Genomic DNA, 12624 nt, shown 5'->3' on the forward strand with positions numbered 1-12624 from the left:
CTCCGTGTCTCTGCCCCTCGAAGGTTTCGGGGGTTCCGATCCCGCGGGGCAGAGTGGAGCAGCGGCGGGTCGGCGTTCGCCCGGTTGATTCGGGCCGGGACCGACCGTACGGGAGCGTCGAACGAGGGTCGATTCGCAATTTTCCGGACTGTCTGGTCTGCTCTCGACCCAAAATTTTAGCGTTTGTGCTGGTAGAGCCTTTCCGATGCCGTTTCGACGTACGTTCGTTACATGCTTGTTATGTGTTGATGCTCACGGGCATTTTGTGAACCCAGTCACCCGATTCTTCGACTTTCAGGCGTGTATTTCGCTCCAGCGCAGGCGATTTGCGTTCCGTTCACCTGCTCGTGTAACTTTGTCCATGCATCGCGGGGTGGAGCAGCTCGGTAGCTCGCTGGGCTCATAACCCAGAGGTCGCAGGTTCAAATCCTGTCCCCGCTACTAGAAAAGGACCGCCGCACTGGAATCCAGTGCGGCGGTCCTTTTTTTGTGCGCAGCCGTCGTAGGGTGGCGACGTGCGACTCTCGAAGATTCTTTTGGCGATGGCGGTGACTACTTCGCTGGTGACCACCGCTCTGGCGTTCTCGGCAGGAAGCGCTGCCGCCGGTGGGCGGATCACCGATGCGAAGCGCGTGGTCTTCATCGTTCCGGGGCAGCAGCTCTACAACTCGGGAGAAACGCACCAGGCGACCTACCGCGCCCTCGACAAGGCACTGAGCGCTGCGGGCTACGAGACACACTTCGTCGACGCACCCGGCAAGATGATTGCGGCCGACGCCGAGCTGATTGCCGATTCGATTCGCTCCTACGCTGCCGGCGCTGACTCCGTCGGGGTGATCGCGCACAGTGCGGGTGGACTGAGCTCCCGGTACTACGCGAAGTTCCTCGGTGGCTCCGAGGTAGTGGATTCATTCGTCGCCATCGGTGCTCCGCAGTACGGTAGCCCCGGTGGCTGCGTACAAGGCCCTGCCGACGGTTACGACACCTGCATGTTCTCCGAAGTTCTCACCAAGCTCAATGCCGGTGAGGACACTCCTGGATCTGCCTACTATTCGGTGGTGCAGAGTTCGGGCGAGTGGGCGGACGGTCGGTTGGACGGGGGCCAATGCCGGGTGTACGTCGATGGCGTTCCCGGGGCCGGAACCGGAGGAGACCACCTCACCGAGCTCGAGCATCCAGAGGTCATCTCGGGAGCGATCAGCGCTTTGGGGCGCGACTGTGTCGGTACGTTCGTGGACGAGAACGACGGCGACATCACCTGGCCTGACACGCTGTTTCCGTCATTTCGGTAAAGCTTCAGGTCCGGGTTGTTCGGACGAGTAGCCCGGCTACGTGTGCGCTCGCGGCAGTCCTCGCCCCCAAGGCGTCACCCGATTCGATGGCCGCGACTATACGTGCGTGCTCGGTGACGGCGATCCGCCGATTGAGCTCGAGGCTCCACATGTCCGAACGGTAGAGGTGTGACTGACCATCCAGACGATGCAGGGCTTCGCTGAGCGGGTGATTGCATGCAGTCTCACGAATCAAGGTGTGGAACTCGAGGTCGAGCTTCGAATCCCGACGCTGATCCGGCGGGCTCTCGAGAAGTTCGCGTTGCACCTGCACCATCTTGTTCAGCTGTGACACGGTTTCGTGCGTGGCATTGGCCGTCGCGTTGAACGCCGCGAGACCGTCGAGTACCTCACGCACCTCGAAGACCGCGCGCAGAGACTCCGCGTCCAGCGAATCGACTTTTGCACCCGCATTCCGTGTGTGGACGGCGATGCCCTCGTAGATCAACTGCTGCACGGCCTCGCGGACCGGCGTTCGACTGACATTGAGCTTGCTCGCCAGCGCGGGAACACTCAGTGGTGTCCCCGGCGCCAGCTCTCCCGAAAAGATCAGTTCGCGAAGTGTCTCGTGCACAGACTCGGTGAGTAAAGCTCGTTCGGTGGTGGTCATCTTGTCCTCACTTCGATCCTGCACGATGTCGACGGTACCCGGGAGCGCTATCCAGCGGCGCGCACCCGGTCAGCGTTGCGACTGTCGACGTCGGGCGCCGTCGCGCCTTTCAGTCCGGCCACTTTGGCCGCGATGTTCTCAGCGATCGTGATCGGCGGGTATCCCACTTCGCCCGGTGTGAGAGTCCCTGGCAGTGCTTCGATGACGGCGTCGTAGTTCCCGTCGAAAAAGAATGCGGCAGAGCGACGTCGGATGATCTGACCATCGACGATAGGTGGGTCGACTCGGTGCACTGTCGAGCGCCATCGGTCGTTCGTCCAGCGTGCCATCGCGTCGCCGAGGTTGATCAAGAGTGCGCCGTCGGCAGGTTGGACGTCGTGCCATACGCCGTCGGCACTCAGAACTTGAAGGCCCGGAACTTGATCTGCCCACAGGATGGTCAAGATTCCGAAGTCGGTGTGAGCGCCCATTCCCGTCATGTCGCCGGAGATGCGGATCTCGCCCTCGGGCAGTGCGTAGTTGTTCATCTTCATCGCGTCGATCGAATGGTCGAGCATCGAATCGAAGTACCCGGGCTGCAATCCGAGAGCGTCGGTAAAGGCGCACATCAGGATTCGTGCCAAGCCCTGGGCATGACGGAAATACTCTTCGATTGCCGGTCGGAATCCGGGCGCGGCCACGGGCCAGGTGTTGGCGGCGTAGCTGGACTCGGGTAGGTCGACGCCCGGATAGTCGCTCACCTCTGTGCCCACGACTATTGCTTCGTAGAAATCGTTCATCTGGTTCGCGGCGGCGACGCCCAAGCTCATGCTGAGTGATTCCGATTTCGGTGGTGAGTAGCCGCGGTTCTCGGACGAGGGACGGCGATAGTTGTTCTTCACCGTCAGTGGGAGAGCAAAGAACTCGTCGAGAGCGTCGGCCAGACCGGCGGTCGCCGATCGTGGAATGCTGTGTCCGACAATCTGTATGAATCCGACCTCCCGGCACGCGCGATCGAGTTGAGCTGCCACTTCCGCACAGGCAGTGCTGTTGGTGGCGTTTGCAACCGCTGCCTCGCCGCGGAGGTACGGGCTGATATCGATCGTAGGAATTTCGAAGACAGGAGTTTCGTGAGTCATTTAAAGTCCTTGCGGCCGGACGTGTGCCACTTACCGACGAGCACACGTGAGAGGAATCCAAAGGCAGAGAAGACGAGGACACCGAACACCGACGCGATCACGATCGCGGCGATCAGATCCTCGGACTGAAGGCGGCTTCGGTAGACGTCGAGCAGCGTTCCGATCCCGGGTTGTCCTTTGGCGAAGAACATGTCGCCGATGATGGCACCGACGACAACAAGGCCGGAGGCGGTGCGGATGCCGGTGAGAATAGCCGGCATTGCCGCTCGCAGTTCGAGTTTCACCAATCGATCCCAACGGGACGCGCGGCCGAGGGTGAAGAGTTCGTGCAGTCCGCGATCGACCGATTGCAATCCGAAGTGTGTGTTGGTGATGATCGGGAAGGCGGCGATGAGAACACACACCAGGGTACGCGCGGTCATACCGTAGCCGAACCAGAGCCCGATGAGGGGGACGATGGCGAGGATGGGAATGACCTGCAGCACAACGGCATAGGGATAGACGATCCGCTCGATCCACTTGGCCTGGCTCATCAGCACGCCGGTTCCGACGCCGACTGCCACCGCGACGACGAAGCCGACCAGTGCTACCTGTGCCGTCACTGCGAGGGCTTCGAGCATGGGCGAGAGGTGCTTCCAGTCGAGTAGCGACTTTGTCAGTACTTGACTCGGCGGCGGAAGGAGAAATCGACGTTCCGGGGAGAGAACGAGGTAGCTGACGATCGACCACGCTGCGACCGCGCCGGCAAGTGAGAGCAGCGGATAGAGCAGGAAGGTGCCGAGCGCTCTCATTCGCGAGGGCCGTCCGGGCTGTGACTGTGCTCGCGCAGCGGTCGCAGAATCAGTGCGAACGGCGGAATTGCGTGCGGTGGTGCCCTGTTGCACTGCAAGGACTTCGGTCATCGTGAGCTCCCATGGAGACTGGCCGAGATCTCGGCGACGTGTTCGGTGTATCGGGCGTCGTAGCGCAGTTCCGGGCTACGCGGGTACGGGAAATCGATGTCCACGACCGAATGGATTCGTCCGGGCCGGGCGGTCATGACGACCACCTTGTTTGCGAGGTACACGGCCTCGGATACCGAGTGCGTGATGAACATCGAGGTGAACCCCTTGTCGGTGTAGAGCCTTTGCAGCTCTACCTGCATCTCCAGTCGTGTCATCTCGTCGAGAGCACCGAAAGGTTCGTCGAGCAGCATCACAGCAGGTGCGAGGGTGAGCGCTCGCGCCAACGAGACACGCATCTTCATTCCGCCCGACAACGCGTTGGGCAGTTGTTTCGCAAAGTCCGCCAGGCCCACTGCGCGAATTGCCTCGTCGGCGCGCAACTTTCGGGCTGCTTTGTCGCCGCCACCGAGTTCGGCGGACAATTCGACGTTGGCCTGCACGGTTCGCCAGGGGAGGAGAGTCGGCTCCTGGAAGATGAAGCCAACTGATTCGGTGTCGAGGGCAACCGCGCCGCTGGTCGGTCGCTCGAGGCCGGCCGCCATGCGCAACAAAGTCGACTTGCCGCAGCCGGAGGGTCCGACCACGGCGACGAAGTCTCCTCGCTCCACGTTCAGATCGATGCCGTCCAGCGCGACAGTGCCGGTATCGAACTTCTTGACGACATCGGAAAAGACCATCTGCATCGGTGCGGTGAGCTTGCGAGCGTCGGCATCCTGCATCGTGTTCGCGAGTTCCATCTGAGCCTCCGGTTCAATAATGCATGCAAAAGTTCTTCAAGATGTATGAACCATCTTGAATTGCATGTATGTCGCCTAGATTGCTGAATGTAAATGTGAGGTGACATTGCAGGTGAAGCGAGAATCCTGGCGCGCGTTACCTGATGGAAACAACTAGTCGATTGCATGTAATCCATGTGCTGCAGAATGTGCACATCGGATCATCCTTCCTGGTTCGCCCACATCCCAATTGTTTTCACGAAGGAGACGCTGTGTATTCAAATCGCAAGGTGCATTCCAATCGCAGAAGTGTGGGAGCGGCCGGCGCGGCACTGGCCATGTGTGCAGCCATCGGATTGACTGCGTGCAGCTCCAGTGAGGCTGAGACGGCCAAGGCTGAATCTCTCGAACCAGCTGCCGAGGCTCAGAACCTAGCGGGTCTCTGTCCGGAAAACGTTGTGGTTCAACTCCAATGGCAGCCGCAGTCGGATATGGGAGCGCTCTTCGAGATGCTTGGTCCCGGCTATTCGGTCGACACCGACGACAAGTCCGTCAGCGGGACTCTTGTCGCCGGAGGGAAGGACACCGGAGTCGACTTGACCTTGCGGGCCGGGGGACCGGCAATCGGGTTCCAATCCGTCAGCTCCCAGATGTACGTCGACGATTCGATCACTCTCGGCTTGGTGCACGGCGATCAGGTGATCGCGGCAGCGGCAAGTCAGCCCGTTGTGGCCGTCACGCCATTGCTCAAGTACAGCCCGGCAATCCTCATGTGGGACAAAGAGTCTCATCCGGAATGGGCGAGTGTTGCCGATATCGGCAAGTCCGACGCGAGTGTCGTCGTTTCCAAGGAGCAACTGTTTCCGCAGTGGCTCGTGGCGAAAGGCCTACTGAAGCAGTCTCAGCTCGACACGAGCTACGACGGAGCTCCCTCGCGATTTGTCGGTGACCCGACCATCGCTCAGCAAGGATTCGCGAATTCGGAACCGTACACGTACGAGAAGGAGACGCCGGCGTGGGACAAGCCGGTTTCCTATGACCTGCTGAAAGATTCGGGTTTCGACATCTACGCGTCCAATGTTTCCGTTCGTGCCGACAAGGTCGAGACACTCTCCCCGTGTTTGAGCAAGCTGGTTCCGATCATTCAGCAGGCCACCGCGGACTACATCACTGCGCCGGATACGGCGAATGCTGCCATTGTCGACGTCGTTTCGCAGGACGTGTCGTTCTCTCCCTACACCGAGGGTGAAGCAGCGTTCAGTGCCCAACTCTTGAAAGAGAAGGGCCTGATCGCGAACGAGGCGGACGGATCCGTCGGCACGTTCGACATGACGCGAGTCGCTCACACCGTCGAAGAACTGAAGCCCATCCTGAACGCCGGGGGTGCGGCGATACCGCAGTCATTGACTGCAGAAGAGATCTACACCGACAAGTTCACCGATCGGTCCATCGGAATCCGCTGAAGGAGCTGACAGCAAATGACGTACGACATGACAGAACTCAACCGCGAGACCCGCATGGGTGGCCTGGGCACGGAGACCACCGACCGCGAGGTCCGAAGAATCGATCTCTCGGATTTCGAGAACCGGCGCAGCGAGATCGCCGAGGAGTTGTGGTCGGCAGCGACCGACATCGGATTCTTCCAAATCGTCAATCACGGGATCGATCTGGACCAGGTCCGCGAGGCTTTCGCGGCGGCCGAGCGATTCTTTGCACTGCCCACCGAGGTCAAAGCGCAGTATCCGCTCAAGAAGGGTTTCAACTCCGGCTGGGAGAGCATGACGCAGGTGCGTCCGTCCATCGGAACACCTGATCAGAAAGAGTCCTATCAGGTGACCCGCCCGCATATGGGTGATCTGTGGCCCACTGCAGACGAATTGGGCGGATTCCGCGAAACGATCCTGGACTTCGAAGCCAAGTGCTGGGGCATTGCGATGGACCTGTTGTCGTGCTTCGCCGAGAAGCTGGGATTCGAACGAGACTTCTTCACCAGGGCACATGACCCGTCGGTGGACACCTACCAGAGCACGCTGCGACTACTCCACTACTTCCCCCTTGCCGCCGACGCAGATGTCGAAGGGATGTGGCGTGCCGGAGCACACACCGATTTCGATTGCCTGACATTGCTTTTCCAGCGTGACGGTCAGGGCGGCTTGCAACTGTGCCCGGGCAAGGAGATGGACACCCAGGAATGGACGTCGGTGGTGCCGGCTGAGGAAGCAATCACCTGCAACATCGGCGACATGCTGATGAGATGGAGTGATGACGTCCTGCCGTCGAATTTTCATCGAGTCAAGAGTCCCGGAGTCACCGACTATCGGGGAGCCCGCTACAGCCTCGCGTTCTTCGCTCAGGCGAACCGCGACGTGACCATCGAGGGGCCGGCGGGCAAGTACCCGCCGATCACTGCCGAGGACTACATCGACCAGCGAGTACGCGCGAACTTCGCGCGTTGATCCGTATCCGTTCCGTCACACACTTTCAGGAGAACTGGCGATGACTACCGCGCCCAAGAACATGACCGACGCGATCATCCGGGACGTGACGTTGTACAGCGGCGGGCAATGGCTGACCGGCCACGACGTCGTCGTCTCGAATGGGGTGGTCGAATCGATCGAGAAGTCGACCGGCACCGCCACACCTGGAAGTGTGGACGGATCGGGGGCGTATCTGATCCCTGGGTTCGTCAACACCCATACGCACCTTCAGCAGTCACTGATGCGTGGGATCGCCGAAGGGACACCGCTTCTCGAATGGCTACTCGCGGTCGCAGAAGAGTCGGTTCAGATCACGCCGGAGCGCGCATACACGGCCACTGTCGCAGCCTCGCTGGAGGCATTGCGCAGCGGTACGACCACCCTGGTCGAACACATGTGGCCGCATCCGTCCAGCGAGGTTCACGATGCCGTGATCCGGGCGTTGCACGACACCGGGATTCGTGCCGTACTGGGACGCGGAACCGCAGACCGGGCGGACAAGACGAGGAAGTGGGGCTTCGATCCGCGGCTCATGCAACCACTCGGAGACGTTCTCGCACATACGGATCAGATGATGCGCGACGTCGCAGGTTCCCGCGTCGACGTGGCAGTCGCGGTACCGAACCCACGTTCGCTGACCCCGGATGGGATGTCGGAAGTGCGTGAGTTCGCGCAGGCTCGCGACCTGACGGTCTCGATTCACCTGCTCGAGACGCAGACCGACAACACGATGTGTACCGAACACGCGGGCATGAACGCGGTCGACTACCTGGATTCCCATGGGTTCTTGTGGGACCGGGTGCTGGCGGTCCACTGCGTCGAACTCGACGACCGTGGTCAGAAGGTGCTGGCGGAGCGCGGCGTCGGAGTGTCGTACAACCCCGTCAGCAACATGCGCCTCGGTAGCGGAATCGCGCCCGTCCCGAGTTTCCTCGACGCGGGGATCGCGGTGGGGTTGGGTGTGGACGGCGCAGCCAGCAACGATACTCAGGACATGCTCGAGACGCTGCGCACCGGCGCCTACGTGCAGCGAGCCGCGCGCGGCCGCGCCGACCTGCTCGGCTTCGAAGCCATGATCGACATCGCATCCGGCGGTGCAAACGCAGCACTCGGTCTGCCGGCCAGGTCCGGCGGGATCTCCGTGGGTGATCCCGCCGACCTCACCATGATTCGGTTCGAACGCGACTTCGGTTGCCTCCCGGTGCGAGATCCGGGCGCGTCTATTCTCACGACGGGCAGTCGTCAGATAGTGGACACGGTGTTGGTTGCGGGCGAGGTCGTGCTCCGCGACGGGCACTCCACTCGCGTCGACGAGGCGGAATTGATCCGCACGCTCAGCGCTTTGTGACTGTGCTCAGTCTTCGCTGATCTCCATCTCGATCAGGACGCGGCGCAACAGCTTTCCGGTGGCGTTGCGGGGAAGTTCGTCGATGAAGACGATCTCGCGGGGAACCTTGTAGCGCGCGAGATTCGACCGGACGTGATCCTTCAGCTCGTCGGAGTTCTGGTCGGCGCCGTGGGCGACGACGACAAACGCTCGCAGACGGTGCCCGAAGTCGGCGTCCTCGACTCCGATGACTGCCGCTTCCAAGACGTCCTCGCGATCGGCGAGCAGGTTCTCGACTTCGAGCGGGTAGACGTTCTCGCCACCGGAGACGATCATGTCGTCGTCGCGGCCGTCGACGAAGAGGAGGCCGTTGGCGTCGAAGTGTCCGACGTCGCCGGTCGAGAGAAGTCCGTCGATACGTTCCTTGTCGCGCCCGTCGGTGTATCCCTCGAAGCTCAGCCCGCTGGCGACGAAGATCCTGCCGATCGTGTGTGGGGTGGTGATCTTCTTGTTGTTCTCGTCGAACAGTTCGACGTGACAGGTCACCGGAGCGCGGCCCGCGGTTCCCGGCGCAATGGTCAGATCCTCGGGAGTCGCGACCGTGGCCACTGCGACCTCGGTGGATCCGTACAGGTTGTAGAGGACGTACCCGAACGAGGCCGTGACTCGCTTGCACAGGTCGGGTGAGAGTGACGAACCTGCCGAGAAGATGATCTTCAGGTTCGACGTGTCGTACTTGGACAGCACGTCGGGACCGAGGTCGATGATGCGAGTGAGCATCGTCGGGACCACGACCAGACTGTCGCACTTGTACTGGGCGACAAGCTTGATCGTGTTCTCCGGATCGAACTTTCGATGCATGACGACGGTCTGGCCGAGCGCCAACGCGAGAGCGAACTGCGAGACACCGGTTCCGTGGAAGGCGGGGGCCGCCATCATCATTGTCTGTCCGCGGCGCAACGGCACGCGGTCGAGGAACTGCGCCGACGCGAGAGGGGAGGTGTGGCCACGCGGCGCACCCTTGGGAGTTCCCGTTGTGCCGCTGGTGAGGAGGACGAAGCCACCGTTCTTCTCGGGTGCCGGCACCGACGACGTGGTGCGTCCGGCGATGGCCTCGTCGAGAGTGGCTGCCGTGGAACCGTCAGCGGCCGTGCCCTCTGGCCAGGAACGATAGACGACGACGTCGTCCGGCAAGGCATCGGCGATGTCCGCGAACTCGTCGTCGTAGACGAAGGCGACCACCTTCTCCCGCGCGGCGACGTCCACGAGTTGGGGCCGAGCGAAGCCCGTGTTCATGAGAACGAGCTTCGTTCCGTTCTTCGCTGCCGCCAGCATGGTCAGGACCAAGCCTCGATGGTTACGGCACATCGCACCCATGACGGAGTCGGAGGTGATGCCGTCGGCCTGCCACGCCCGGACCAACGCGTTGCTCTGACGCTCGAGCTCGGCATAGGTGATGGGGCCGCGCTCGTCGATGATCGCCACCGCGTCGTAGCCGTTCTCGGCGTGTGCATGGACCGGCCCGGCAAAGGGTCCGTACTTGTCCACGGCTGCAATGGATTTGAGTCCGCGATCGAGGCGAGGGAACGGGACGAGTCCGGCTCGGAACATGACCCCCGCCGCGCCGATGGTGTCAGTGACCTTGGTGACCAATCCGGGCATACGTGAACCTCTTCCGAGCGTCGTTGTAGGACTGATTACACACTAATGCGCAATCAGGTTTCGGTGGTGAAGTTTCACGATGGCGACCGAGCACTCCGCCCCGCCACCTCGAAAGGTGGCGGGGCGGAGTGTTTCGGGATCTGGTCCGTGCGACCGTCACTTCAGTTCGGCGGACGACTTTCCGAGCAGGCGGCGTGCGACGATCAGCTGCTGGATCTGCTGGGTGCCCTCGAAGATGTCGAGAATCTTCGAGTCGCGGCCCCACTTCTCGAGCAACGGGCGCTGCGAGTAGCCGTAAGTGCCGGCCAACTCGACTGCCTTGAGCGTCACGTCGGTGCCGGTGCGGCCGGCCTTCGCCTTGGACATGGACGCTTCGAGCGAGTTCGGCTTCTTGTTGTCGGCCATCCACGCCGCGCGCAGAGACAGCAGGTACGCGGCCTCCCAGTCGGCTTCCAAACGGATGAACTCGGCTGCAGCTGCATGCTGGTTGTAGACCGGTGTGTCGTAGGAGATCTCGACACCGGCTTCGGTCAGGATGCCGCGCAGTTCTTCGAGAGCTGCGCGTCCGACGCCGACGGCCATGGCTGCAACGAGGGGCCGGGTGTTGTCGAACGTCTGCATGACGCCGGCAAAGCCCTGCTCCACGTTGACCTCCGGGCTGCCGAGGATGTTGTCCGCGGGAATGCGGCAATCCTGGAGCAGGAGTACTGCGGTGTCGGAGGCCTTGATGCCCAGCTTGTGCTCGAGGCGAGCAACGCTCAGGCCCGGTGCGTCACGCGGAACGACGAACGACTTGATGGCCGCTCGGCCCTTCGACTTGTCGACCGACGCCCACACGACGATGTGCGTCGAACGCTCACCGGCGGTGACGAAGATCTTCTCGCCGTTGAGAACCCACTCGTCGCCGTCGAGAACGGCGGTGGTGGTCACGGCGGCGGAGTCGGAACCGAAGCTCGGTTCGGTGATGGCCATCGAGGCCCACACCTTGCCGAAACGTTCGAGCTGTTCGTCGGTTGACACTGCGGCGATCGCGGCGTTGCCGAGCCCCTGGTAGGGGATCGAGAGCATGAGTCCGACGTCGCCCCAAGACGTTTCGAGCGAGTTGAGGAGCGCAGACATGTTGCCGCCGTTGGCGTTGCCACCCTTGGCGCTCGCGTCGGACCGTCCGCCGCTGGCACCGCCGATGTCTCCACCGGAATCGGAGAGGCCTTCGACCATGGCGGCCATGGTGTCGAGCTCGACGGGATACTCGTGCTCAGCGAGATCGTACTTACGTGAAATGGGTCGGAAGATCTGCGCCGCGACCTGATGTGCCTGGTTCGCTGATGCTTTGAGCTTCTTGGGAAGTTCGAGGTTGATCATCGTGGTTCTCCTGGAAGTTCAGCGGCGTCAGATGAGGACGATGCCCTCGGCAACGCCGATGGCACGGAGGTCGCGGTACCAGCGCTCGACCGGGTGCTCCTTGGTGAACCCGTGTCCACCGAGGAGTTGCACACCGTCGAGGCCGATCTGCATGCCCTTCTCGGAAGCCAGCTTCCGGGCCAGAGCGGATTCGCGAGCAAAGGACAAGCCCTGCTCGGCGCGTGAAGCGCCCCGAAGCGTGACCAGACGCAGTCCGTCGAGTTCGATGCCGATGTTGGCGACCATGAAGGCAACCGCCTGGCGGTGGCTGATCGGCTCGCCGAACGCTTCGCGCTCGTTGACGTACGGAATCACGTAGTCGAGAACTGCCTGGCTGGTTCCGACGGCCATGGACGCCCAACCGAGGCGAGCCAGGCGAATCGCGTCGGCGTATTCGGCCTTGCGCTGCTCGGCGTCACCGTCGCCGAGCAGTGCGGACTCCGGCACAGCGACATCGGTGAGGATCAGGCGACCCAGGCCTGCGGCGCGCAGTCCCATGCTGGGATCTGCTTCGACGACGAGTCCCTTGGTGTCGGATTCGACGATGAAGAAGGACGGCTTGCCGTCGAGTTCTGCGGCGATGACGAAGAGTTCGGACGTAGCGGCGGCGGGCACCAAGCTCTTGACGCCGTTGAGCTTGTAGCCGCTGGGGGAGCGAACTGCCTTGGTCTGCAGGGCAAACGGATCGAACAGTGCGCGTGGTTCGTTGACCACCACTGCTGCGCCGGGGACCTGCTCGCCGGTGAAGGCCGGAAGGTAGGTCTTCTGCTGCGCGTCGGTGCCCCACTGCGTCAGTGCGACTGCAACGCCGCTGGGTGCGAGGATCGGAAGTGCAAGCCCCATGTCTCCGTGCGCAAGTGCCTCGGCAACAAGAGAATTGGTGACTGCGCCGCGATCGGCAGCTGCTCCGTCGAGTTCTTCGGGAACGTTGATCAGCGTGATGCCGAGCTCGGCCGCGCGCTTGGAGAGATCGGCGGGTGCCTGCGCTGCGCCGTCGGCGTCGTGCGCTGCCGGACGCAGGATCTCGGCCGCGAACTC

The 12624-nt window shown here is 62.2% G+C and carries 11 protein-coding genes and 1 tRNA gene; 5 read left to right on the top strand and 7 right to left on the bottom strand.

Annotation, left to right across the window (positions count from 1 at the left end; genetic code table 11):
- The first annotated feature begins 367 nt into the window (after nucleotides 1-367).
- Together YH3_RS25395 and YH3_RS25400 are read left to right on the top strand one after the other, a co-directional pair.
- Nucleotides 368-441 (top strand) — tRNA-Met (locus tag YH3_RS25395).
- A 74-nt stretch (nucleotides 442-515) separates the two neighbouring features.
- Nucleotides 516-1292 carry a triacylglycerol lipase gene (locus YH3_RS25400; RefSeq protein ID WP_003942360.1) on the top strand — a complete coding sequence of 259 codons (777 nt, stop codon included), beginning with the start codon at nucleotides 516-518 and terminating at the stop codon, nucleotides 1290-1292.
- Nucleotides 1293-1296: 4 nt separating this feature from the next.
- On the opposite strand, the gene YH3_RS25405 is transcribed toward YH3_RS25400, so the two are convergent.
- The 4 genes from YH3_RS25405 to YH3_RS25420 are packed head-to-tail and all read right to left on the bottom strand — an operon-like array spanning nucleotide 1297 to nucleotide 4740.
- Nucleotides 1297-1941 carry a GntR family transcriptional regulator gene (locus YH3_RS25405; protein ID WP_007731273.1) on the bottom strand — a complete coding sequence of 215 codons (645 nt, stop codon included), beginning with the start codon at nucleotides 1939-1941 and terminating at the stop codon, nucleotides 1297-1299.
- Nucleotides 1942-1988: 47 nt separating this feature from the next.
- Nucleotides 1989-3059, bottom strand: a complete 1071-nt coding sequence (locus YH3_RS25410; protein ID WP_064444286.1) for an isopenicillin N synthase family oxygenase — start codon at nucleotides 3057-3059, stop codon at nucleotides 1989-1991.
- A complete protein-coding gene (locus tag YH3_RS25415) occupies nucleotides 3056-3961 on the bottom strand; it encodes an ABC transporter permease (protein ID WP_007731277.1) in 906 nt (301 codons plus the stop codon). The genes YH3_RS25410 and YH3_RS25415 overlap by 4 nt, the downstream gene beginning before the upstream one ends.
- The gene (locus tag YH3_RS25420) at nucleotides 3958-4740 is read right to left on the bottom strand and encodes an ABC transporter ATP-binding protein (protein ID WP_003942349.1); all 783 of its coding nucleotides are present in this window, start codon (nucleotides 4738-4740) and stop codon (nucleotides 3958-3960) included. Before YH3_RS25420 ends, YH3_RS25415 begins: the two co-directional genes overlap by 4 nt.
- Nucleotides 4741-4991: 251 nt before the next feature.
- Between YH3_RS25420 and YH3_RS25425 the strand changes: the two genes are divergently transcribed.
- From YH3_RS25425 to YH3_RS25435, 3 genes are read left to right on the top strand one after another with little or no spacing between them, the layout of a single operon-like run.
- Nucleotides 4992-6182, top strand: a complete 1191-nt coding sequence (locus tag YH3_RS25425) for a hypothetical protein (protein ID WP_007731279.1) — start codon at nucleotides 4992-4994, stop codon at nucleotides 6180-6182.
- Between the two features lie 15 nt (nucleotides 6183-6197).
- The gene (locus YH3_RS25430) at nucleotides 6198-7175 is read left to right on the top strand and encodes an isopenicillin N synthase family oxygenase (RefSeq protein WP_003942293.1); all 978 of its coding nucleotides are present in this window, start codon (nucleotides 6198-6200) and stop codon (nucleotides 7173-7175) included.
- Nucleotides 7176-7215: 40 nt separating this feature from the next.
- Nucleotides 7216-8544: an amidohydrolase family protein gene (locus tag YH3_RS25435; RefSeq protein ID WP_064075173.1), complete on the top strand. Its 1329-nt coding sequence runs from the start codon at nucleotides 7216-7218 to the stop codon at nucleotides 8542-8544.
- 6 nt (nucleotides 8545-8550) lie between these two features.
- On the opposite strand, the gene YH3_RS25440 is transcribed toward YH3_RS25435, so the two are convergent.
- The 3 genes from YH3_RS25440 to YH3_RS25450 all read right to left on the bottom strand — a co-directional run.
- Nucleotides 8551-10185, bottom strand: a complete 1635-nt coding sequence (locus tag YH3_RS25440) for an acyl-CoA synthetase (protein WP_003942348.1) — start codon at nucleotides 10183-10185, stop codon at nucleotides 8551-8553.
- Nucleotides 10186-10341: 156 nt separating this feature from the next.
- Nucleotides 10342-11547 carry an acyl-CoA dehydrogenase family protein gene (locus YH3_RS25445; protein ID WP_003942363.1) on the bottom strand — a complete coding sequence of 402 codons (1206 nt, stop codon included), beginning with the start codon at nucleotides 11545-11547 and terminating at the stop codon, nucleotides 10342-10344.
- A gap of 27 nt (nucleotides 11548-11574) precedes the next feature.
- The coding region (locus tag YH3_RS25450) for an acyl-CoA dehydrogenase family protein (RefSeq protein ID WP_064444287.1) at nucleotides 11575-12624 on the bottom strand (1050 nt) is incomplete at its 5' end.

The organism is Rhodococcus sp. YH3-3, assembly GCF_001653035.1.
Taxonomy (GTDB): Bacteria; Actinomycetota; Actinomycetes; order Mycobacteriales; family Mycobacteriaceae; genus Rhodococcus_F; species Rhodococcus_F qingshengii.